Below are 22274 nucleotides of genomic sequence, written 5' to 3' on the forward strand. Positions count from 1 at the left end.
GTGACAGATACCCAGATCGAAATTCGAACACACCAAAGCTTGACCGGGATCACCGCACAGGATTGGGATGCTTGTGCCTGCCCCGAGAGCATCGACGGTGATCGCCCGGTTGATCCCTTCACGACCTACCGTTTTCTGTCGGCGCTGGAGCGTTCGGCAAGCGTGGGCGACCGCTCCGGCTGGCATCCGCATTATCTGACGGTCCATGCAGACGATCAAATCGTCGCCGTGGCCCCGCTTTACGGCAAATCCCACAGTCAGGGCGAATACGTCTTTGATTTTAGCTGGGCAGATGCGTTCGAACGCGCCGGCGGGCAATACTATCCGAAACTGCAAATGGCGGTGCCTTTCACACCTGTGACCGGACGACGTTTCTTAAGTCGGCCCGGATACGAGACGATTGGTCAGGCCGGGCTAATTCAAGGGATGGTTCAGATCGCTGCCGAGAACGGGCTAAGTTCTGCGCATGTCACCTTCTGCACAGAAGAGGAAGCAGAAGCGGGGAACCAAATGGGACTTCTTCACCGCATCGGTCAGCAGTTTCACTGGGAGAACAGCGACTACAGGAGTTTTGACGCTTTCCTCGAGACGCTAAGCTCTCGCAAGCGCAAACAAATTCGCAAGGAACGCAGGCAGGCGCAAAGCTTTGGTGGTGAGGTCGTCGCGCTCACCGGTGACGCGATAAAGCCGCATCATTGGGACGATTTTTGGCGGTTTTATCAGGACACCGGCGCGCGCAAATGGGGACGCCCCTACCTGACCCGCGCCTTCTTTGATGAGTTGCACGAGTCGATGCGCGACGACCTGCTTTTGGTTCTCGCCTTGCGCGATGGGCGTCCGATCGCAGGCGCGCTGAACGTCATTGGGCGCGAAACGCTTTTCGGACGCTACTGGGGGGCCATGGAACACCACCCCTTCCTGCATTTCGAGCTGTGCTATTATCAGGCCATCGACTTTGCCATCGAGCATGGGCTTGGCCGGGTCGAAGCTGGTGCGCAGGGCGAACACAAGCTGGCGCGGGGGTACTTGCCGGTCACAACACATTCGCTTCACTGGATCGCCGATCCAGGGTTTCGCAATGCTGTGACCGAATTTCTGTCCGCAGAAAAAGAGGCCGTGGCAGAGGATATCGAGATCCTAACATCCTACGGCCCCTTTCGTAAGTCACTGGTCGACGAGGGCGACTAGCTTTGCATATCTTGCAAAAGCGCCTCGCCTGCTGAGGTTTCGCAAACCCCCGGATTGTCTTCTGCATTTAGCACCTTCACCACGCCGTCTTCTGCATAAAGCGCATAGCGTTGCGAACGATTGATCAGTCCGACGGGAGGCGCAGTAAACGCAAGGCCCGCAGCATTGGTGAACGCGCCTTCGGCATCGGCCAGCATCGTAATGCCTGCGGCAGCGGCCCCGGTGCTTTCGCCCCAAGCCTGCATCACAAATGGGTCGTTGACCGAGATGCAAATAACCTCGTCCACACCCTTTTCAGCGAACGCGTCTTTGGTGCGCATAAAGCTTGGCAAATGGGCAGTGGTGCAGGTGCCTGTATAGGCCCCCGGCAGGCCAAAGATCACGACATTGCGGCCATTGGTCAATGTCGACAGTTCGACAGCCTCTGGTCCTTCGGCGCCCATGGTAAGAACTGTGCCGCCGGGCAGTTTATCACCTACTGAAAGTGTCATTTTAGACATCCCTGATTGTGTTTCTCGTTCTGCTAGTCTTACTCTGCATTCAGCCGCGCGTCAGTAGGAATGGAAGCCCATCATGTCTCACATTGTTGTCATCGGTGCCGGACAGGCCGGATCGTCATTGGTCGCTAAGTTGCGGAACTCTGGTTTTGACGGCGAAGTTACGCTTATCGGTGCTGAATCCGCACCGCCGTACCAGCGCCCCCCGCTGTCCAAAGCGTATTTGCTGGGGGATATGGAGCTTGAGCGCCTCTATCTGCGGCCCGAGAGTTTTTATTCCGACAACAACATCACCCTTCGGCTGGGAACCCATGTTGACGCGATCGACACCAACGCCCGAGAAGTTGTGATTGGTGACGAGCGTATAGCCTATGATCAACTGGCCCTGACCACCGGATCGGTTCCGCGTCTGTTACCGGCGTCGATTGGCGGAACGCTTCAGGGCGTTTATGCCGTACGCACGCTAGACGACGTCGATCAGATGGCCCCGGAGTTCGCAGGTGGTCGACATGTTCTGATCATTGGCGGCGGATACATCGGGCTAGAGGCCGCTGCAGTAGCCGCCAAGAAGGGCCTAAATGTCACGTTGGTCGAAATGGCCGACCGCATCTTACAAAGAGTGGCCGCACCGGAGACCTCGGACTACTTCCGCGCGCTGCATCAGTCTCACGGTGTCGATATCAAAGAAGGGGTCGGGCTGGACAGGTTGACTGGTGATGGTCGGGTAACGGGTGCAATCTTGTCAGACGGCACCAAGATACAGATCGACTTCGCCATCGTGGGCGTTGGGATTACACCGGGCATCGCGCTTGCTGAGGCCGCCGGTTTGGACATCGACAATGGTATCAAAACTGACACCCATGGCCGCACATCCGACCCTGCAATTTGGGCCGCTGGTGACTGCACCTCGTTTCCCTATCGCAATGCACGTATCCGGCTGGAAAGCGTGCCAAACGCCATCGATCAAGCCGAGATCGTGGCCCGTAATATGATGGGCGATGACATCGAATACGTCGCCAAACCGTGGTTCTGGTCCGATCAATACGACGTCAAACTGCAAATTGCCGGTTTGAACACGGGATACAATAACGTCGTCACGCGCCGGGACGGCGACGCAGCAAGCGCAAGCTTTTGGTACTATCAAGACGACATGCTGCTGGCCGTGGACGCGATGAATGACCCGCGTGGTTACATGATTGGAAAGCGTTTGATCGAGGCAGGGAAGTCACCAGACAAATCGATCATCGCAGACACCGATGCCGACTTGAAACCTCTCCTGAAATGAGGATTATCGCTGGTCGTTTTCGCGGGTTGGCCCTTGCCAGTGTAGGCAAAGGCGATGCGGGCGCACATTTGCGCCCGACAACCGACCGTGTGCGCGAAAGCCTGTTTTCCATGCTGACCGGCGGACGGTTTGGTGATCCGATAGAGGGTGCCCGGGTGCTCGACCTCTTCGCAGGCACTGGCGCGCTGGGGCTAGAGGCCCTGTCGCGCGGGGCTGCGCGTGTGACGTTGGTTGATGATGGCCGAAAAGCACTGTCTTTGATCCGCGAGAATGTTGCCAAGTGCCGTTGTTCAGACGAAGTCACCATCGTAAAACGCGACGCCACACGACTTGGTGACGGACAGGCGCACAACTTGATCTTCCTTGATCCCCCTTACGGAAAAGCTCTGGGCGAGAAGGCATTGAACGCGGCGATCAAAGGGGGCTGGATCGCCGCGGACGCGTTGATTGTTTGGGAAGACAACGCTGCGATTGAGTTGCCAGATGGAATCGAGTTGCTGGATAGCCGCCGCTATGGAGACACCGTCATTTCAATTTGCGAGGCGTCGTTGTGAATCCTCAAATGGTCATCTTCGACTGCGACGGCGTGTTGGTTGACAGCGAACCGGTCGCCAATCGGTTGTTGGCCGATTTCCTGACAGAACATGGCGCGGTGGTGTCTCAGCACGAGTGTCACGACCTGTTCGTCGGGCGCCCCCTTCAGGACATCATCAACGACGCCACGGCTAAAGGCGGGCAGTTTAAGGATAGTTGGCGCGAAGATTTTTACGAGCGCATGGATACAGCCCTGTCGGGTGGCGTCCCGTTGATTGACGGTGTGGTGACCCTTTTGGATCGGGTGGATCAGGCCGACATGAAAACCGCCATTGTTTCAAACGGACGCTTCGCCAAGATGAAACTGACCCTCGGACCGCATGGGCTTTGGGATCGGTTCGAAGGGAAAATGTATTCTCCTCAAACCCATGGCAAGCCGAAGCCTGCGCCGGATATGTTTCTGTTGGCCGCAAAGAATGCAGGCGTCGCACCAGGCGACTGCGTCGTAATTGATGACAGCCCATCCGGCGTTACAGGTGCCATCGCCGCAGGGATGACATGTATCGGATATGCTCAGGACACACCGAAAGAAAAGCTTGAGGCGTTGGGTGCGACGACCGCAACCAACATGGAACAAGTTGGCGAATTGCTGGGTTTGATCAAGGGATAGAAAGCAAAAGCCGCCCCGAAAGGAGCGGCTTTCGCTGAGTTCAGGTTTCTTTACCGCGCGCGCGTCACCTCGACCGCAGCGCGTGCATCTTTGACCATCGCAGCGCCGTTCAGACCTTTGCTGTTCATATCCTCGATCCATTCGGCAATCACCTCGTCGCCCAAGTCGCGGATTTTTGCGGTCTCCGCCTCTGACAGCTCAGCGATGGCGTTGCCGTCGGCGGCCATCTTTTCGCGACCTTCAACGTCGCCGGTATCATGTGCACGACCGGCCATCGCAGAGGCATAAAAGCCCGAGTTTGCGTCTATCACGGCCTTCAAGTCGTCCGGCAGGCCGTCATACACGTCCTTGTTCATCGCCCAGATGAAATAGAGGTTATAGAGCGACTTATCGCCTGCGATATCGGTGTGGCTGTCCGTCAACTCGTTCAACTTCAGGGACGGCGACATCTCCCACGTGATCACGCCACCATCGACCACACCCTTGGCCAGCGCTTCTGGGAAGGCAGGTACAGGCATACCGATAGGCGTTGCGCCCAATTTGTCCAATAAGAGGGTCGATGTGCGCGACGGGCCGCGCAATTTCAGGCCGTCGAAATCCCCAACTGTGGAGATTGGATCGCCTTTCTTGTGTACGATCCCGCGCCCGTGCATGTGTGCCGCGATCACTTTCACATCCGCAAAGTCATCTAACAGGTACTTCTGAGTGTAGACCCACGCGGCTTTGGACGCTTCTTCACCGGATTTCGTCACCATGAAGGGCAACTCCATGGCTTCGGCTTCTGGAAAACGGCCGGGTTGATAACCGGGGATAACCCAACCGCCATCAATCGCCCCATCGCGGATCAGGTCAAACTGGCTGGGGGCTTTGCCACCCAGTTGCATGGCTGGATAGAGCTCAACCTTGATGCGCCCGTCTGAATCCCTCTCGATCTTTTCGGCCCAAGGTTTCATGAAATAGGTCGGGTTCGCCGACAAAGGCGACACGAAATGCTGGAAGCGCAGCGTTACCTCTTGAGCCGCTGCAGAGCTGGCTGAAATCGCGAGAGCCGCCGCAGCGGTCAACGATGTGATGATGGATTTCGGGGTGAAAGTGCGGAAGTGGGTCATCGGACACCCTCCGTTATTTCTTACAGTCAGCCGCGCATGATTATCGCGGAAGCCGACCCACCTCTTGCGGGGCGGCAATCGGAACCTATGCACGGCATTCCGTGAGTACAATCGGAAAACGGCAAATTTACTGACCTAAGGAAATCAGCGCCATAAAAGTGCTGATTTCAAAAGGATATTTTTCTGTGAAGGGGGAAAACTGGTAGAAGTTTCCCCTAAGTCAACCGGACATTCTAGCTCCAAGTCGGATGGAACTTCCCGGCGGGCGAAAGTGTGAAAATTTCACACCCATCCGCGGTCACACCGATCGAATGTTCGAACTGTGCGGACAGCGACTTATCGCGTGTGATGGCCGTCCAATCATCCGCAAGGATCTTGGTTTCGGGGCGACCCAGATTGACCATTGGTTCGATGGTGAAGAACATCCCTTCTTCCAACATCGGTCCGGTTCCGGGGCGTCCATAGTGCAGGACATTGGGCGGGGCGTGGAAAACTTGCCCCAGTCCGTGACCGCAGAAATCGCGCACGACGGACATGCGCTTGCTTTCAACATGTTCCTGAATAGCGTGACCGATATCGCCGAACGTGTTTCCGGGACGCACCGCCTCGATCCCTTTCATCAGCGCGTCATGCGTGACTTGGATCAACCGATCCGCAAAAGGTTTCAGGGCACCGACCTTGTACATCCGGCTTGTGTCACCGTACCAACCATCTACGATCACCGTGACGTCGACGTTCAGAATGTCCCCATCAATCAGCTCGTCATGTTGGCGTTTCGCTTTTTCGTTCTTACCCTTTGGGGTCTTTGAGCCCGGAATCCCGTGACACACTACATGGTTCAGCGAGATGCACGAGGCATGCTTGTAGCCCTTATAGCCGATGGTCGCAGAGACCGCGCCGGCCTCGTCCACCATCGTCTCGATCGCGGCGTCAAGCTCGGCGGTCGTGGCGCCGGGTTTTACCATTGGGGCAATACGGTCCAGAATGTCAGCCGCCAGACGGCCGGCGGCATGCATACCTGCAAAGTCCGATGTTTCGTAAAGGCGAATGCCTTCTTTGGTCACGCGCATGGTGTCGTCCATGTTAGGTCCTCTTCTTCGCCCCCTAAATAGGATGTTCAGACCAAAGACGCCAGAGGCGCCGCAACTTCGATACGTTCGGGGCTGATCTGGGTACCCAGAACGATAACCTCGATGCCTGCTTTGCGGGCAATTTGAAAAGCCTCGGCATAAGTCGGATCAATATCTCGTGCCAAGTCGAACCGATCACAGTCCGTCCGCTGAACCAGGTAGAGCATCACAGCGCGATGCCCCTGCCCGACCACATTGGCGAGTTCGCCCAGATGCTTGGTGCCGCGTGCGGTCACACTGTCGGGAAACTCTGCAAGTCCGGGCCGTCGAGACAATGTGACAGATTTCACTTCGACATAGGTCAGACCTTCGCCCTCCAAAAGGAAGTCAATGCGGCTGTTTTCACCATATTTCACCTCGGGTCGGACGGTGTGATAGTCGCCCAACCCGTTAACTTCGCGCGCCTCCAAGGCCGCCCGCAAAGCTCGATTTGGGACCGATGTATCGACGCCGGTAAAGTGACCGTTTTCGTGATCGACCAGACGCCACCCAAATTTCAGTTTCTTCTTTGGGTCGTCATTCGGTTCCAGCCATATCTTCGTGTCTGGCTCGGCCAAACCCATCATCGAGCCCGGATTTGCGCAATGCGCAGTCACTTCGCGCCCGTCTTCAAGCGTACAATCGGCCAGAAACCTTTTATAGCGACGAATGAGCCTTGCGGGCACAAGAGGGCTGGGAAATTTCATATAGCAGGCCTATACCGGAAGAAGGAAAGGAACAAGCGATGCCCAACCCGACAGCTGCCATGTTGGTGATCGGAGACGAGATTTTGTCTGGCCGCACACGAGATGCGAACATGTACCATCTTGCGGGCAAGCTAACCGAACACGGCATCGACCTGAAAGAAGTGCGCGTGGTATCTGACGATGCCTCTGCCATCGAAACGGCGGTCAAAGCCCTTTCCAACGCCTACGATCACGTATTTACATCGGGCGGCATTGGCCCGACCCATGACGACATTACGGCTGACTGCATCGCCCGCGCTTTCGATGATCACATCGGCATTCGCGACGACGCGCGCGATCTTCTGGCAGCGTATTACGAAGCCTCGGGCCGCGAATTCAACGAGGCCAGACAACGCATGGCACGCATTCCAGATCGGGCGGTGTTGATTGATAACCCCGTCTCTATCGCGCCCGGCTTTACACTGGGAAATGTGCACGTCATGGCGGGGGTTCCGTCCGTGTTCCAAGCGATGGTGGACAGCGTCTTGCCCACCCTGACAGGTGGCACACCACTTAAATCGCGGACCGTCCGGATCGAACGAGGCGAAAGCGACATTGCGGGCCCATTGGGTCAACTTGCTTTGGATCAAAGCGATCTTAGCTTTGGCTCCTATCCTTTCATTCAGAACGGAGTGTTTGGGTCGAACATCGTCATTCGCGGCACGGATGCCACCCGACTTGACGCGGCTGCAGAAACTCTGACCACGCTATTCCCGGAGGACACATGAAAAACGATCTTCCAAACGGTGACGCCATCATCGAAGCCTGCGAGGCAACCTGGCCACCAGCCGCGACAAACCGCGTTGGTGCCTGGGTTATCCGTGATGGTGCAGGCGGGGGCAAGCGAGTCTCGGCCGCGACTGAAAGCTGGCCCACCACCGAGGCAGATTTGCCTGCGGCCGAAAATGCCATGCGTGATCTCGGCATGGACCCGCTTTTCCAAATTCGCCACGGGGACGAGCATCTGGACGATATGTTGGAGCAACATGGGTACGACATTGTTGATCCGGTGAATTTCTGGGTCATTAAGGCTTCAGAGCTGACGAAAGAGGAAATGCCGCCGGTTTCGGCCTTTGCGATCTGGCCCACGCTATCCATTATGAACGAGCTGTGGGATGCAGGCGGAATTGGCCAAGCACGTCGCGCCGTGATGGAACGCGCCAACTGCCCCAAGACGGGGTTGCTTGCCCGGACAGATGACAATCCTTCTGGTGTCGGATTTGTCGGCATTCACGATGACATTGCGATGGCGCATGCATTGCATGTGGATGAGAAACTTCGCAGACAAGGTGCTGGGCAAAATCTGTTGCGGCAGGCCGCCCTTTGGGCCCAAGAACAGGGTGCGAAGTATTTGGCGCTGATCGTGACCCAAGGCAATCACGCCGCCAATCCGCTCTATGCCAATCTTGGGATGCACCTTGTCGGCCACTATCACTACCGCATCAAAAACTCGCAGGGATAGAACTCCATGGACCGCAAGAACAATGGTGTGACAGCTCTGGATTTGCCGATGGTCGATCCCCTTCCCGAAGACATCCAAAAATATTTCGATATCTGTGATGAGAAACTCGGCATGGTCCCAAATGTTCTGAAGGCCTACGCCTTCGACATGGAAAAGCTACGCGCGTTCTCGGGTATGTATAACGAGTTGATGCTGGGTGATAGCGGCCTGACGAAGCTAGAGCGCGAGATGATCGCCGTGGTCGTCAGTTCGATCAACAGGTGCTGGTATTGTCAGGTGGCCCACGGTGCTGCAGTTCGCGCCCTGTCTGGTGATCCGAAACTGGGTGAAGCGATGGTGATGAACTGGCGAATGGCTGATCTGGACGACCGACAGACCGCAATGCTGTCCTTCGCCGAACAGGTCACAAAGGCCTCTGCCGAAACAACGGAAAAGGATCGCGAGGCACTACGTGATGTTGGGTTCTCGGACCGCGATATTTGGGACATCGCCGCAACTGTCGGGTTCTTTTCAATGTCAAACCGCATGGCGTCAGCCGTAGGCATGCAGCCCAATAACGAATACCACGCGCAGGCCAGATGACCAGTTTGTTGCGTTTCTTTCAGACACTGGCCGTCGCCGTGGCACTTGCGGGTTCTGGAACAGCTTGGGCGCTGGACCTTCCACAAGGCGCAAAGCTTCAGGCAAGTGACCCGCAGGACAGTGCGCCAGTGCGTGTCGCGACAAGTCGCTTTGATGGTGAAACCGTTCCGGTTGTGACCGCCGAGGGTCAGGTTACATGGCAGGCATGGAAGATTGGCGGGACCAGCCGGACGAGCTTTCAAATACTTGTGGACCTGCGCGATCAACTGATGACCGATGGGTACGACATCTTGTTTCAGTGCCAGGCAGTGTCATGTGGCGGGTATGATTTCCGCTTCGACATCGGCCATTTCAGCGCACCCGAAATGTATGTTGATCTGGGTGATTACCACTACCTGAGCGCCCAAAAAGGCGATCAATATGTCAGCCTACTGGTCAGCCGATCCAGCGACAGCGCATTTGTGGAACTTGCGCAAGTGACGCCAGCAGGCGAAACAGCCGCACAGATATCTTCGGCGCAGGCCGGCGGCGTTGCGACGCCATCATCCAAGCAACCTTCCGGTTCGATCGGTTCGGTGTTGGAAACCAGTGGGCGGACCGTTCTGGATGGACTGCAATTCGCAACTGGATCGTCTCAGCTACAAGACGAGGACGTGCCAGTTCTGGCCGATCTTGCCCGCTACCTTGCGCAAAACCCCAACCGGAAAATCGTGTTGGTGGGTCATACAGATGCCGAAGGTAGTCTAGATGGCAATATTGCCTTGTCCCGAAAGCGTGCCACATCAGTGATGAGCACGCTCAGCAAGCTTTATGGCGTCGACCCAAGCCAGCTTTCTGCGCAGGGCGTGGGGTTTCTGATGCCATTATCAGCAAACCTGACGGATGAAGGGCGCGCGCTGAACAGGCGAGTTGAGGCGGTGCTAACCAGCACCGACTAAGTACCTACCAGCTATCGGGCCCCTTATCGGCAAACGCATGGACAAGAAAATCTATGAACGCGCGCACTTTGGGCTGCGTAAAGCGACCGGGCGGATAGACGGCATAGATGCCCTGAATATCCTGCGGCAAATCGGGAATGGCGTCGACCACCAGCCCTTGCTCCAGCGCATCGGCGTAAAGGAAACTTGGCAGATATGCGATCCCAAGACCCGAGATCGCGGCGTTTAGCAGCGACTGCCCGTCATTCACACTTAGCCAACCGGCCGAGCGGACCTGCCGCACCTCGCCTGACGGGGCCGGAACTTTCCAGACATTGCCCGAGCTTTGGCTCGAGTAATGCAGAAGTTTGTGTTCGTTCAGGTCGTCAATGCGGGTGGGGCGGCCATACTGCTCGAAGTATTCCGGGCTGCCGACCATGCGGTGTGTCGTGGTCGAGATTTTGCGGGCGCGCAGCGAGCTGTCTTCAAGCTCTCCCACGCGAATGGCCATATCGAACCCCTCAGAAATCAGCTCGACATAGCGATTGGCCAATTCCATGTTCACGTGCACATCGGGGAAATCGTGCAGAAACTCACCCAGGACCGGACTGAGGTGATTCACACCAAAATCGGTCGCTACCGAGATACGCAACATCCCAGACGGCGCGGATTGCATCGACGTGACAAGCGCGTCGGCTTCCCCTGCATCATTCAGAACGCGGCGGGCGCGGTCATAGTATGCAAGGCCGATCTCGGTCGGGCTAACCCGCCGAGTTGTTCTGTTCAACAGCCGAGCACCCAATCGCGCTTCAAGGCTGGATACATGCTTTGACACCGCCGATTTCGAGATCCCCATCTTCTTAGCAGCATCTGTGAAACCTCCTTGATCCACGACGGTGGCGAAGGCTTCCATTTCAGTCAGTCGATCCATTTCACTCTTTCCACAATATCACCCCAGTGCATTCTGTATCGGGATGAAATGGGGCAAGACTGTGAAGTTCCGCCGACAATAAGGGGGTAATAATAGGTATCGTCCACAAGCCGGAAACGGCGGATGGGTGCTATCTCATTGAAAAGACAAGTTCTGCGATGCTGATCCAAATGGGCAAGCTTATCGCCGACAACAAAGTGGTCTGCGCAATCAATGTCGCAACAAGATTTCTGTCGGCCCCAAATGCCGACGCCAAGACATGTGCTGCCGAGGCCGTCGGCAGGGCCGCGAACACGACCAACACAGACGCGACACCTGCGTCCAGCCCTAAAATCACCGACACAAGCAGAGCAAATGAGGGCAGTGCGACAAGCTTGATCGCACAGATAGAGGCGTTGAACCGATCCAAGCGCGCCAGTGCGCCCCAATTCATGGTCGCCCCGATTGACAGAAGCGCAATAGGGATCGCCGCACGCGCCAACATCTCAAGCGGAGCCATGAGGGGCGATGGCAATCGCCACCCCATAAGGCCAAACACGACGCCACCAAGGCTGGCCAGAAGGAAAGGATTCAATGCGATTTTGGCAACCGTCGCACCAAAACCCAACGCCCCACCACGTGACAGAGCGGAAACAGCAAAAAGATTTGCGACCGGCACACCCATGCCAACCGCGACCGCCATCTCTCCTGCCCCGCCCTGCGTCAGCAACTCAACCGCGACCAGCCCAAGCGCGGTGTTAAAGCGCCAGCCGACCTGCCAGGCTCCGGCAAAATCCAGAAACCGTGTTGGTCCTGTTCCTCGCATAAGCCAGCCCAGCGCTAGTCCAACGGAAAGTATCGCCCACACGACCGGCGCCATTACGATCAATTTGCTCGGATCGATGGGCCTGCTGGCTGCGGCAACGAACAAAAGCGCGGGGAACAGAATCTCGAAGTTCAACCGGTCGAGCCCTTGCCACGCGTTTGCTGATAAGCGTTTGCGCAGCAGACCGCCCAGCCCCACCAAAAGGAAGCTTGGCAAGAGACCGGAAAATACCGAAATGAAAACCATCTGACCTCCGAACGGCGCGCGCTCGGATCAGGTGATCAAAGCGACGCTGCCAATCGTGACCCTTGGTCGATTGCGCGCTTCGCGTCAAGTTCGGCGGCAACGTCTGCGCCACCAATGACATGCGGTGCCTTGCCACGCGCCTCTAACGCGTCAGCCAAGCTGCGTTCGCTGATCTGGCCAGCGCACAGGATCACGTTGTCAACTTCGACAATACGAGGGTTTTCACGTGCTTCACCGGTAGAGACCATCAGCCCGTCATCGGTGATGCGTTCATAGTTCACGCCACCCACCATCTCGACCCCCTTCATCTTCAGGGTTGCACGGTGAATCCAGCCTGTGGTTTTACCCAACCCCTTGCCCAGCGCTTTAGCTTTACGTTGCATCAGGGTCACTTGACGCGCCGGCGCTTCGGGTTTGGGACCGTCGGGTGATAAGCCACCGCGCTGGTCCTCTGGATCAGCAACACCCCATTCAGCCAGCCATTCATCAAGGTTTTCGGTCGGGCTTTCGCCGGCCTGTGTCAAATACTCGGCCACGTCAAAACCGATACCACCAGCGCCAATAATGGCCACCCGGTCCCCGACAGGCGCTTCGTGACGCAACACGTCAATATAGTTTAGAACTTTGTCCGACGCCTGACCTTCGATCCCCGGATCACGGGGTATGACGCCCGTGGCGATGACAATTTCATCGAAACCGTCAAGGTCGTCAGCCGTCACCTCACTACCTAGCTGTAGATCAATGTCGGACGCCGCGACCATGCGGTCGTACCAATCAACAAGTCCGATGAACTCTTCCTTGCCGGGCACTTTCTTTGCCATATTCAATTGCCCGCCAACCTGATCGGCCCGGTCAAACAGCGTGACTTTGTGTCCCCGTTCATCCGCGACCAGTGCCGTGGACAACCCAGCAGGTCCCGCCCCCACAATCGCGATGGATTTCGGCGCATCGGTCATGTCGTAGCTTAGATCCGTCTCGTAACAGGCGCGCGGGTTCACCAAACAGGTCGAGATTTTGCCGCCGAAGGTATGATCCAAACAAGCTTGGTTGCAGGCAATACACGGCGCAATTTCGTCCGCGCGACCTTCGGCGGCTTTCACCACAAATTCCGGGTCAGCAAGGAACGGGCGTGCCATGGACACCATGTCGGCGGCACCACCGGCCAGCACTTCTTCACCGACATCCGGGTGGTTGATCCGGTTCGAGGTGATCACCGGGACCGATACCTGCCCCATCAGCTTTTTCGTCACCCAGGTGAACGCGGCACGCGGCACCGAGGTGGCGATGGTCGGAATGCGCGCTTCGTGCCAACCGATGCCGGTGTTGATGATCGTCGCGCCAGCTTTCTCGATTTCTTTGGCCAGTTGGACAACTTCATCGAAGCTGGAGCCATTCGGCACAAGGTCAATCATCGACAGGCGATAGATGATAATAAACTCAGGCCCAACGGCGGCGCGCACCGCTTTGACGACCTCAATCGGCAGACGCATCCGGTTTTCATACGACCCACCCCAGCGGTCTTCGCGCTTGTTGGTGTGCGTCACAAGGAACTGGTTTAGAAAATACCCCTCCGAGCCCATAACCTCGACCCCGTCATACCCGGCTTCTTTGGCGCGCTTGGCGGCGGTGGCGAAGTCAGCGATCTGCTTTTGGATGCCATCCTCGTCCAGCTCTTTTGGGGGGAACGGAGAAATGGGCGACTTCACGGGGCTGGCAGAAACACAATCAGGACCATAGGCATAACGACCGGCATGCAGGATCTGCATCGCGATCTTCCCACCTTCGGCGTGAACGCGATCTGTCACTGTTTTGTGGTTCGCGATGTCCTGATCGGTGTACAGCCCGGCAGCACCGGGATAGACGCCGCCTTCGGGGTTTGGGGCCATCCCGCCCGTCACAATCAGGGCTGCACCGCCGCGCGCGCGTTCTGCATAGAACTCTGCAACGCGCGGCCAGTCGCCACGTTCTTCCAACCCCGTATGCATCGACCCCATCAAGACGCGGTTCTTCAGCGTGGTAAAACCAAGGTCGAGCGGGGAAAGAAGGGTCGGATAGCTGGTCATACTGGCGGTCTCCTGTAATGTGCGCTGAACGTGGACCACAGCGCGGGCGCTGTCATCTGAAACGCTGCGTAAATCTGGCCGTTACCACGCGCATTCTGCCGCAAGCTGTTCGATCTGATCTGGCGCAAACACCTGAATGCCGCCCGCGCGCAAGGCTGCCGTTGTCACCCCAAAGCCATCGCGGGTCTGTCCATTGTGCAGCCCGCTATGAAGCACGGATGACCCACATGACGGGCTGTTTTCGGTCAATAATGCATAGGCGCACCGTTGGCCCAGCGCGAAGTCCAGAGCCAGCTGCGCTCCAATCACAAAAGCCCGCGTCACGTCCGCACCCGTATCATCATGGACACGGGCGCGACCGCCGAGAACATCGTCCCCGTTGAAACCAGGTTCTATCTCGGCAGGTCGCCGAGGCACCATCATGCCACCGGCCAACTCCGGGCAGAAGGAAACAAGACGCCCTGCTGACCGCCATCGCTCCAAGTGTTCATGATCAAATAGCTTCGCACGACCATCATAGCGAACAGGTTGACCCGTCAGGCAAGCACTGATCAGGAGTCGCGTCATGGCATCAGCTGGTTTCCATGCAATGCCTGCGAAAGGCTCGTTTGAGCATATCAAGTTCCGCGCGCAACAAGTCTACTTCGGAACGAATATCATCATCTAACGGTTCACCCGTCACGATCGTGAATGTCTCTAGCGTGTCACCAGTGTCAGCGTCCGAAATCACGCAGGTCTGAACCCCATCGGTCAGGATATCTGTCGGAATCGGCACCTTTACGACAAACGATCCGGCACGATCGGGATTGGGCTCGACGGTCACACCTTCAAGTGGTCGCGACAGATGTGTGACATCCAACTTCGGCGGTGCGGTTGGGTTTCCTTGTGCTGTAAGAACCCCCTCCCAGACACCTGCCTGAATACGCGCCTTCACCAGATGCAAAGCTTTCACGTCACACTCCTTGTTCGGTCAACAGCCATCAGAATTCAGCCCTTGGGCGACGGCTGAGCGTTATGTCCCGCAAGATCACCTGACTCATCTCGGGATTTTCAAACACTAGGTCAATCCACATACGCTCTACACGTTTTTCGTTCAACTGTGTGAAAGCCAGGTCAAATTCCACAACACTATCGCCATCGCCAACTGGCAACTCGCGGACGATCTGTTCGGTGTTTGGACCATTCAAAACATTCAGACGCGCAAAAGCCTCCAACGGTTTTTCCATCTCGATAATTGCGGTGAGGCGGATCATATGGCTTCGCTTTAATCCGTCCACGGCAGCGAAGGGCAGCTCGATCACCAACGACAAAAATGATCCATCAAAACCGAATACATCCATTCGAAGGCCAAACGGTGCAAGATCGCTTTCACGCGTGTTGCGAATTTGACGGACGGTCAGTTCAGAAACTTGGCAATCGTGAAAAACCGTCACCTCGCGCCCAAACGCAGTCTTACTTTCGACAGACGAGCGTCCGGGTGGGGAAAGTTGACCGCGCCAAAGCTCTGGGCGGGCAGCCCAATCGCTATGGAGCGGTTTTTGAATTGCGTCCGCGCCAATCATTGGCAAAGTCAGGCGGCTATCGGCAACGTGCAACACGCGGTCTAGTATCTGCCGCATCTGGCGCGCGCTTCCTCGTAAGCCGCGAAGGGTCGCGATATCCATCTTGTCGGCATCACGCGCAGCCGCCTGCCAGCGCCTGACCACGCGCCACTGAAGCCACTTATCAAGAATGCCATTCACCCGTCGCGCCATCTGCCATTTCGCCTTGGTTCAGATTGTTTTTGTTGTGCAGCCATTCTTAACCAGAAACCTTTCATACGCGCAAACAGTCGAAAAGGCTTTTCTAACCCCCGCTGCCACGCCCAGAGCCGGAATTCTCCTTCTGAATCGCCGAAACGAACTCTGTCAGCAGGCGAAAACCGTCGTTGGATTTGTATGAACGCTCTTTAAACGTGTTGACGGTGGCGGTCACAAGGACACCATTCTGCTCAAAAAACGCACGCCAGTTGGTGTCGGACAAGGAACTTGGCAACCCAGCAGAACCATCCTTCACCCGTACAAAAAGCACATCGGACGATGGCCGAATATCCAACAGCGTAACAGGCATCTTAGCGCCGCTTCGGCTAAGCGCGCCACGGCCAACGTCACTTTCAACGAATGCTTTAGCCGCTTGCATGCGCGCCTTTGGATCGGACGGTACGTTGGGTGACGAAACGGGTAACGGCAGCACCGACGCTGTTAAAAAAGCCGTCACCTTCGGCGTGGGGTCTGCAGGGTTTTTGGTCATTGCAGAACAGGCACCCAACGGCACAAATGCGCGCCCGGACCCATCATTTATCGAGGTCGCATCAACACAATAACCTGCGGGCGCCGCGATCACGACAGTACCGTCCATCACACCCAAATTCTGGATTAGGCCCTCACTGGGTGCGGTCTTTGTATTGGAGAATATAGGGCTGTTTTTCAGCTCTCCATCGCCGAACCCTAGGCCGCCTGATAAACAGCCAGAGACACCCATCACCAAGATCAGCGCGCCCGCTACTCTTGTCGCTTTCATTCCTAAACGACGTGATATCCCAACCATAGAACCCCCGACAAACTAACCCTCCATAAGACCTAAACACAGAAATCATCCTTTTGCCCAGCCAGAATGAGTGATCCTGGCTCGTTCACGTTCCAAATTTTGGATTTCGCATTGTCCTTCGTCATCACTCGCACCATCATGCGGCAGAGTTGTTCACGAGGTGATATCTGTTTGATGACAAGTTTTTCGCGATCCGATGAAACATCGACCTGGTTTTGGACACCCGCCAAACCGCGCAATCAAATCTGGCGTACAATTGTCGGGCTCATACTCATTCACGCGGTCTTCCTTGCCGCCACGTTCGCGATATTTATGGCCGGCGCGGCGGTCTTGGGGTCGACGCCAGAGCGGATACTTGGCGCGTCCAACCCGGGTGAAACCGCCGTGTTCTTCCTGACTTTCCTAGGCTACCATCTGGGGCTATGGATCACCCTGCGCATCTTGCACAAGCGGGGATATCAAAGCCTGTTCGGACCCACATTGCGTGTCAGTTGGCGCCATTTCAAACAGGGGTTGATGATCGCACTTGTAATCGGAGTGGTGGCAGTGCTGATCGACTTGGTCGGTGGGCTTTTTCTTCCCGCAAATGCGGCGGTTGAGATCGAACAAAACCTCTCGTTCGGCACGTGGCTGGTTATTCTACTGCCTGCGCTTGGACTTATCTTGATGCAAATTTTTGCCGAAGAGCTGGTGTTTCGGGGATACCTGCTGCAACAACTCCGCGCCCGTTTTCGGTCGGTGTGGCTCTGGGCGATCATTCCTTCTTTCATCTTTGGCGTTCTGCACTTCGATCCCTACACATATGGGATCAACGCCGTTTTTTACGTGACTCACACCACCGTCGCCGGAATTGTGCTCGCAATCGTCACATTGCGCACCGGAAACATCGGCGCTGCAGCAGGGTTGCATTTTGCAAACAACGCAATGCTTCTACTTGTTGGGGCCAAAGGGACGCTGGATGGATTTTCGCTATTTCTGAGCGACCTTGACCCGAAAAGCACCACGATGGGATGGTCCATCCTGCTGCAAACCGGCCTTGTTGTGATTGCATTTACACTGTGGTGGAACCGGACCCAACGCAACCAGCCAATTGCAAATGCCTCGCAGGCGGATTAGGTAATTCGAAACCGATCAAGGATGACTGGCGATGAACTGGATCTCGAATTATGTCCGCCCGCGTATTAACTCGCTTTTCTCGCGCCGTGAGGTGCCCGAGAACCTGTGGACCAAATGCTCGGAATGCGGAACGATGCTGTTCCACCGCGAGTTTGCCGAAAACCTGAACGTCTGCACGAGCTGCGACCATCACATGGCAATCACCCCGCGCGAGCGGTTTGAAGCGCTTTTCGATGGCGGTGTGTATGCAGAGGTCGATGTCCCCGCCCCGGTCGACGACCCGTTGCAGTTCAAAGACCAGAAAAAATACCCTGAGCGTATGAAAGCCTCGCGCAAGAACACTGGCGAACGCGAAGCAATGCTGGTGGCCGAGGGCGAGATTGGGCGGACACCCATCGTGGCTGCCGCGCAAGACTTTAGCTTCATGGGCGGGTCGATGGGTATGTTTGTCGGCAACGCCATCATCGCGGCTGCCGAACGTGCTGTTGCTGCGAGGCGTCCCTTGGTCCTGTTCTCGGCCGCTGGTGGCGCGCGGATGCAGGAAGGTATCCTGTCGCTGATGCAAATGCCGCGCACGACTGTGGCCGTTCAGATGCTAAAGGAAGCCGGGCTTCCCTACATTGTCGTTCTGACACACCCGACAACCGGCGGCGTAACCGCATCTTATGCAATGCTTGGTGACGTACATATCGCTGAGCCCAACGCGCTGATATGTTTCGCTGGCCCCCGCGTCATCGAGCAAACCATCCGCGAGAAACTGCCCGAAGGTTTCCAACGCGCGGAGTACCTTTTGGATCACGGGATGCTGGATCGTGTAACGCACCGCAAGGATATGAAGGACGAGCTTGTCACGATCCTACGCATGCTAACCGGTCAAACCCCTGCGGTGAAAGGCGACCTGCCCAAGCCCGAGGAACCCGCGAAGGCTGACGACAAAAAGGAAGCGCCCGCCAAGGATGCCCCCGCTGCCGCCGAGGCAGGCAAAGAAGCCCCGAAAGCGTGAGCGCTCAGACTTCGGACGTCATCCTTGACCGGATGATGTCCCTTCACCCGAAAATCATCGACCTGACGCTGGATCGTGTCTGGAGGTTGCTGCACGCAGTCGGCGACCCACAAGATCAATTGCCACCGGTGATTCATCTGGCGGGTACGAATGGTAAGGGGTCGACGCAGGCTATGCTCCGTGCCGGGCTTGAAGGGGTTGGAAAACGGGTCCACGCCTATACCTCGCCGCATCTGGCACGGTTTCACGAACGCATACGGTTGGCAGGGGAGCTGATCTCGGAAGAGGCTCTGACCGAGGTGCTGGATCATTGCTACGACGCCAATGGCGACGAGACGATCACTTACTTCGAGATCACGACAGTCGCAGCCCTTCTGGCATTTGCCCGAACGCCAGCCGACTACACTTTGTTGGAAACCGGGCTGGGTGGACGCTTGGACGCAACGAACGTGGTCGAAAAACCTGCGTTGACCATTATCACGCCGATCTCGATCGATCACACCCAGTTTCTCGGCGACACGCTGACGGCCATCGCGGGCGAAAAGGCGGGCATTCTGAAACGAGGTGTCCCCTGCGTGGTTGGTCCGCAATCTGACGAAGCGCTTGAGGTGATTGAAGCGCGCGCCGCCAAACTTGGTTGTCCGCTGGCCGTTCACGGCCAACACTGGCACATGTGGGAAGAGCGCGGGCGTTTCATATTCCAAGACGAGACCGGACTTCTGGATCTTCCCATGCCCGCGTTGATCGGGCCCCACCAGTTAGAGAATGCAGGCGCCGCTGTCGCCGCTCTTCGACTGCTGGGCTATGGCGAAGCCGCATGCGAAGCCGCCATGCGCGATGTGACCTGGCCTGCGCGGATGCAACGCCTGCGCCACGGCCCCTTGGTCGAAGCTGCTGGGGATGCTGAACTTTGGTTGGATGGCGGACACAACCCCGCAGCCGGCGAAACACTGGCAAAAGTGTTGGGCGATCTGCCCAAACGCCCCACGCATTTGATCTGCGGGATGCTGAACACCAAAGATATCTCGGGTTACTTGCGACCACTCGCCGGCGTCTCGGACAGTCTGACTGCGGTATCGATACCCGGAGAAGCCAACACACTTCCCGCGGACGTGACAGCCATCGAGGCTCGTGACGTTGGATTGGATGCGAACGAGGCGCCAACTGTTGTGGCAGCGATCGACCAGATCGTCCAATCCAACCCGAATTGCCGCATTCTGATTTGCGGGTCGCTCTACCTTGCTGGCGATGTATTGAAAGAGAACGGCTAGGCTGTTTCGGTGCCGAATGCGCATCGTGATCACAAATTTATTTTTCCAAGACGCCGTCGAACCGGATTCACTTCGCGACTCAACCCCCCGAAAAGAATCACTTTTTTCGACTTGGGCGATTCGGGAAATGATTCGACATAAAACGTTGACAAAATAAGCAGTTAGCTAATACAAATAGGGTATTCTTCAGGTAAAGTTCACGATAAGTGGACGATCTGTCGAGCAGTACATATGACCGGGGGGTCTCATGTTTCGACCGATACGATCTAGGGCAGACGTATTTGTGATCACAAATGCAAATGCCTTTCTATCCAAGACTGAGACCACCCCCGCCATACCTCTTCCCGATACAGGATCATGATCTGGTTCGCGACAATTACGTCCGCCAAATTCACTCCTGCTATCAGGAAACCGGCGCGGTAAGTTAGGCGGGCAGGTTAAACTATTGGGGTCGCCAACGGGCGACCCCTATTTGACGAACCCGTTGGTCGACTTTGGTTCACCGCTTCGCCCCGCGATACGCTATTCGGCACCCCAGTCTTTGTCCTGCATTTCACGCAGTCGGCTTGCGGTACGCTCGAACTCAAACGACCCCTCCCCTTCGATATAGAGCATCTCGGGCTGCGCAGCCGCGGATACAATCAGACGGACCTTGGCTTCATAAAGGGCATCAATCAGGATCACGAAGCGCTTCGCCTCATTGAAGTTTGATCGCCCGAGCTGAGGAATATCCTCCAACACCAATAGCTTTACCGCATCGGCAATCTCCAGATAATCACCGGGCCCAAGCATCACTCCGCAAAGGTCATGAAACCCAGCCCGAGCGGCCCCATTGTGGAACGCGGGCAACACGACGTCTCGACCTTTGATGGCCAAATGCAACGGCGCTGCCTTCCCGCCGGTCAAATCACTCCAGATCAGATCAATAGCTTGGCGCGCCTCTGTACCGGCAGGTGTAAAATAAACCTGCTCACCAGCCAGCCGATCCTGCCGGTAATCGTTCGGGCTGGACAATTCGTGTATGGTCATTTGCTCTTTGATAAGCGCGATGAATGGCAAAAAGAGCTGCCGGTTGAGACCGTCCTTGTACAGATCATCAGGGTGGCGGTTTGACGTGGTAACGACGATAACGTCCGCCTCAAAGAGTTTCTCAAACAATCGCCCCACGATCATCGCGTCGGTGATGTCGGTAATCTGCATCTCATCAAAAGCGAACAACCGGACATCAGCCGCAATCTGCGCGGCGACCTTGGCCAAAGGATCATCAACTTCGGCCTTACGCGCCTGCGCCATACGCTCGTGCACCTCCTGCATAAAAGCATGGAAATGCACGCGGCGCTTTTCAGCGATATTCAGATGATCCACGAAAAGGTCCATCAACATGGACTTTCCGCGCCCAACCCCACCCCAAAGATACAGGCCCTTTGGCAGATCTTCTTGTTTTGCCTGAAATAGCCCACCCAGCAAGCCGCGTTTGCGAACGGGAGCGGCCTCTAAAAAGGCGCGGATGGTGTCCAACGCTGGCAAACAGGCTTCCTGCGCTGCGTCAGTCTTGATCTCGCCCTTCTGGGCCAGCGCGTCATAAATCTCGGGCAAGGTTGTCATGATAGAGGGATAAATCGCTTCTTGTTACGCGGCAAGGTGAGGACGGTCGGATCCTAGACCGGCAAGGCTGTGGTCTTGAATACCGTACGAAGCGCAAAAGAGCTTTGCATCCCCTGCACACCCGGCAGGCGCGCCAGATGCTGGCGGTGAATGCGGGCAAAATCTTCGGTATCTTGAGCAACCACTTTTAAGATGTAATCGGCAGTGCCTGCCATCAGGTGGCATTCCAGCACATCAGGAACACGCGAGACTTCGCGTTCAAACGCCTCGAGCACCTCGTCGGCTTGCCCGGACAGCGTGATTTCAACGAAGACCGTCGTTGCGCAGCCCATCTTACGCGCATCCAGCAGGGCTACATAATCTTTTATGTATCCATCCGCCTCAAGCCGTTGCACACGCCGATGGCACGCCGATTGGGATAGATTTACCTTCTCGGACAAGTCAGCGTTCGAAATGCGACCCGTACGCTGCAGAACTTTCAAGATTCGACGATCTATGCTGTCCACTTCCATACCTCACAAGTTTCTTGCACGTTTTTCACATATGCCG

Annotated in this window: 24 protein-coding genes; 11 read left to right on the plus strand and 13 right to left on the minus strand. The window is 56.4% G+C overall.

The annotated features are described in order from the left end of the window. Positions 1 to 1188 carry a GNAT family N-acetyltransferase gene (locus V6N04_RS07585; protein ID WP_371169540.1) on the plus strand — a complete coding sequence of 396 codons (1188 nt, stop codon included), beginning with the start codon at positions 1 to 3 and terminating at the stop codon, positions 1186 to 1188. On the opposite strand, the gene V6N04_RS07590 is transcribed toward V6N04_RS07585, so the two are convergent. Beyond that, positions 1185 to 1679, minus strand: coding sequence for a peroxiredoxin (locus V6N04_RS07590; RefSeq protein WP_371169541.1), 495 nt, complete (start codon positions 1677 to 1679; stop codon positions 1185 to 1187). The genes V6N04_RS07585 and V6N04_RS07590 overlap by 4 nt on opposite strands. 82 nt (positions 1680 to 1761) lie before the next feature. Between V6N04_RS07590 and V6N04_RS07595 the strand changes: the two genes are divergently transcribed. From V6N04_RS07595 to V6N04_RS07605, 3 genes are read left to right on the plus strand one after another with little or no spacing between them, the layout of a single operon-like run. Further along, positions 1762 to 2970 carry an NAD(P)/FAD-dependent oxidoreductase gene (locus V6N04_RS07595; RefSeq protein ID WP_371169542.1) on the plus strand — a complete coding sequence of 403 codons (1209 nt, stop codon included), beginning with the start codon at positions 1762 to 1764 and terminating at the stop codon, positions 2968 to 2970. Next, positions 2967 to 3524, plus strand: a complete 558-nt coding sequence (gene rsmD, locus V6N04_RS07600; protein WP_371169543.1) for a 16S rRNA (guanine(966)-N(2))-methyltransferase RsmD — start codon at positions 2967 to 2969, stop codon at positions 3522 to 3524. The genes V6N04_RS07595 and rsmD overlap by 4 nt, the downstream gene beginning before the upstream one ends. A gap of 8 nt (positions 3525 to 3532) precedes the next feature. Next, a complete protein-coding gene (locus tag V6N04_RS07605; RefSeq protein WP_371169544.1) occupies positions 3533 to 4174 on the plus strand; it encodes an HAD family hydrolase in 642 nt (213 codons plus the stop codon). A 50-nt stretch (positions 4175 to 4224) separates the two neighbouring features. Here V6N04_RS07605 and V6N04_RS07610 read toward each other — a convergent pair whose 3' ends face one another. The 3 genes from V6N04_RS07610 to sfsA form a co-directional block, all read right to left on the minus strand. Then, positions 4225 to 5283 carry a TRAP transporter substrate-binding protein gene (locus V6N04_RS07610; protein WP_371169545.1) on the minus strand — a complete coding sequence of 353 codons (1059 nt, stop codon included), beginning with the start codon at positions 5281 to 5283 and terminating at the stop codon, positions 4225 to 4227. Positions 5284 to 5516: 233 nt separating this feature from the next. Next, the gene (gene map, locus V6N04_RS07615; RefSeq protein WP_371169546.1) at positions 5517 to 6365 is read right to left on the minus strand and encodes a type I methionyl aminopeptidase; all 849 of its coding nucleotides are present in this window, start codon (positions 6363 to 6365) and stop codon (positions 5517 to 5519) included. A 35-nt stretch (positions 6366 to 6400) separates the two neighbouring features. Next, a complete protein-coding gene (sfsA, locus tag V6N04_RS07620; RefSeq protein WP_371169547.1) occupies positions 6401 to 7099 on the minus strand; it encodes a DNA/RNA nuclease SfsA in 699 nt (232 codons plus the stop codon). A gap of 38 nt (positions 7100 to 7137) precedes the next feature. On the opposite strand from sfsA, the gene V6N04_RS07625 reads away from it, so the two are divergent. The 4 genes from V6N04_RS07625 to V6N04_RS07640 are packed head-to-tail and all read left to right on the plus strand — an operon-like array spanning position 7138 to position 10120. Continuing rightward, on the plus strand, positions 7138 to 7866 hold the full coding sequence (locus V6N04_RS07625) for a competence/damage-inducible protein A (RefSeq protein ID WP_371169548.1): 729 nt from the start codon (positions 7138 to 7140) through the stop codon (positions 7864 to 7866). Next, entirely contained in the window at positions 7863 to 8600 is a 738-nt protein-coding gene (locus tag V6N04_RS07630) for a GNAT family N-acetyltransferase (RefSeq protein WP_371169549.1), read from the plus strand. The genes V6N04_RS07625 and V6N04_RS07630 overlap by 4 nt, the downstream gene beginning before the upstream one ends. A gap of 6 nt (positions 8601 to 8606) precedes the next feature. Beyond that, entirely contained in the window at positions 8607 to 9182 is a 576-nt protein-coding gene (locus tag V6N04_RS07635) for a peroxidase-related enzyme (RefSeq protein ID WP_371169550.1), read from the plus strand. After that, on the plus strand, positions 9179 to 10120 hold the full coding sequence (locus tag V6N04_RS07640; protein WP_371169551.1) for an OmpA family protein: 942 nt from the start codon (positions 9179 to 9181) through the stop codon (positions 10118 to 10120). Before V6N04_RS07635 ends, V6N04_RS07640 begins: the two co-directional genes overlap by 4 nt. Before the next feature lie 4 nt (positions 10121 to 10124). Here V6N04_RS07640 and V6N04_RS07645 read toward each other — a convergent pair whose 3' ends face one another. The 7 genes from V6N04_RS07645 to V6N04_RS07675 all read right to left on the minus strand — a co-directional run bounded on the left by V6N04_RS07645 (position 10125) and on the right by V6N04_RS07675 (position 16730). Further along, positions 10125 to 11030 (minus strand): LysR family transcriptional regulator, encoded by a 906-nt coding sequence (locus V6N04_RS07645; RefSeq protein WP_371169552.1) that lies wholly within the window; start codon positions 11028 to 11030, stop codon positions 10125 to 10127. Positions 11031 to 11160: 130 nt separating this feature from the next. Beyond that, complete coding sequence (locus tag V6N04_RS07650) at positions 11161 to 12081, minus strand: AEC family transporter (RefSeq protein ID WP_371169553.1); 921 nt, start codon at positions 12079 to 12081, stop codon at positions 11161 to 11163. A gap of 35 nt (positions 12082 to 12116) precedes the next feature. Then, positions 12117 to 14144: an FAD-dependent oxidoreductase gene (locus V6N04_RS07655; protein ID WP_371169554.1), complete on the minus strand. Its 2028-nt coding sequence runs from the start codon at positions 14142 to 14144 to the stop codon at positions 12117 to 12119. A gap of 81 nt (positions 14145 to 14225) precedes the next feature. After that, the gene (locus V6N04_RS07660) at positions 14226 to 14711 is read right to left on the minus strand and encodes a 2-thiouracil desulfurase family protein (RefSeq protein ID WP_371169555.1); all 486 of its coding nucleotides are present in this window, start codon (positions 14709 to 14711) and stop codon (positions 14226 to 14228) included. A 4-nt stretch (positions 14712 to 14715) separates the two neighbouring features. Beyond that, positions 14716 to 15096, minus strand: coding sequence for a hypothetical protein (locus tag V6N04_RS07665; protein WP_371169556.1), 381 nt, complete (start codon positions 15094 to 15096; stop codon positions 14716 to 14718). Between the two features lie 28 nt (positions 15097 to 15124). Continuing rightward, on the minus strand, positions 15125 to 15898 hold the full coding sequence (locus tag V6N04_RS07670) for a DUF6478 family protein (protein ID WP_371169557.1): 774 nt from the start codon (positions 15896 to 15898) through the stop codon (positions 15125 to 15127). 91 nt (positions 15899 to 15989) lie between these two features. Then, positions 15990 to 16730: a hypothetical protein gene (locus tag V6N04_RS07675; RefSeq protein WP_371169558.1), complete on the minus strand. Its 741-nt coding sequence runs from the start codon at positions 16728 to 16730 to the stop codon at positions 15990 to 15992. 174 nt (positions 16731 to 16904) lie between these two features. On the opposite strand from V6N04_RS07675, the gene V6N04_RS07680 reads away from it, so the two are divergent. Genes V6N04_RS07680 through V6N04_RS07690 form a run of 3 tightly spaced genes read left to right on the plus strand, consistent with a single transcriptional unit; the run spans position 16905 to position 20120 of the window. After that, complete coding sequence (locus V6N04_RS07680) at positions 16905 to 17846, plus strand: CPBP family intramembrane glutamic endopeptidase (RefSeq protein WP_371169559.1); 942 nt, start codon at positions 16905 to 16907, stop codon at positions 17844 to 17846. Between the two features lie 31 nt (positions 17847 to 17877). Next, positions 17878 to 18849 carry an acetyl-CoA carboxylase, carboxyltransferase subunit beta gene (accD, locus tag V6N04_RS07685; RefSeq protein ID WP_371169560.1) on the plus strand — a complete coding sequence of 324 codons (972 nt, stop codon included), beginning with the start codon at positions 17878 to 17880 and terminating at the stop codon, positions 18847 to 18849. 32 nt (positions 18850 to 18881) lie between these two features. After that, positions 18882 to 20120 (plus strand): bifunctional folylpolyglutamate synthase/dihydrofolate synthase, encoded by a 1239-nt coding sequence (locus tag V6N04_RS07690; RefSeq protein ID WP_371169647.1) that lies wholly within the window; start codon positions 18882 to 18884, stop codon positions 20118 to 20120. Between the two features lie 522 nt (positions 20121 to 20642). On the opposite strand, the gene zapE is transcribed toward V6N04_RS07690, so the two are convergent. Both zapE and V6N04_RS07700 read right to left on the minus strand, forming a co-directional pair. Next, positions 20643 to 21725, minus strand: a complete 1083-nt coding sequence (gene zapE, locus V6N04_RS07695; protein ID WP_371169561.1) for a cell division protein ZapE — start codon at positions 21723 to 21725, stop codon at positions 20643 to 20645. 53 nt (positions 21726 to 21778) lie between these two features. Continuing rightward, entirely contained in the window at positions 21779 to 22237 is a 459-nt protein-coding gene (locus tag V6N04_RS07700) for an Lrp/AsnC family transcriptional regulator (protein ID WP_371169562.1), read from the minus strand. Positions 22238 to 22274: the final 37 nt, after the last annotated feature.

It is taken from the genome of Aliiroseovarius conchicola (genome assembly GCF_041403445.1).
Taxonomy (GTDB): Bacteria; Pseudomonadota; Alphaproteobacteria; order Rhodobacterales; family Rhodobacteraceae; genus Aliiroseovarius; species Aliiroseovarius conchicola.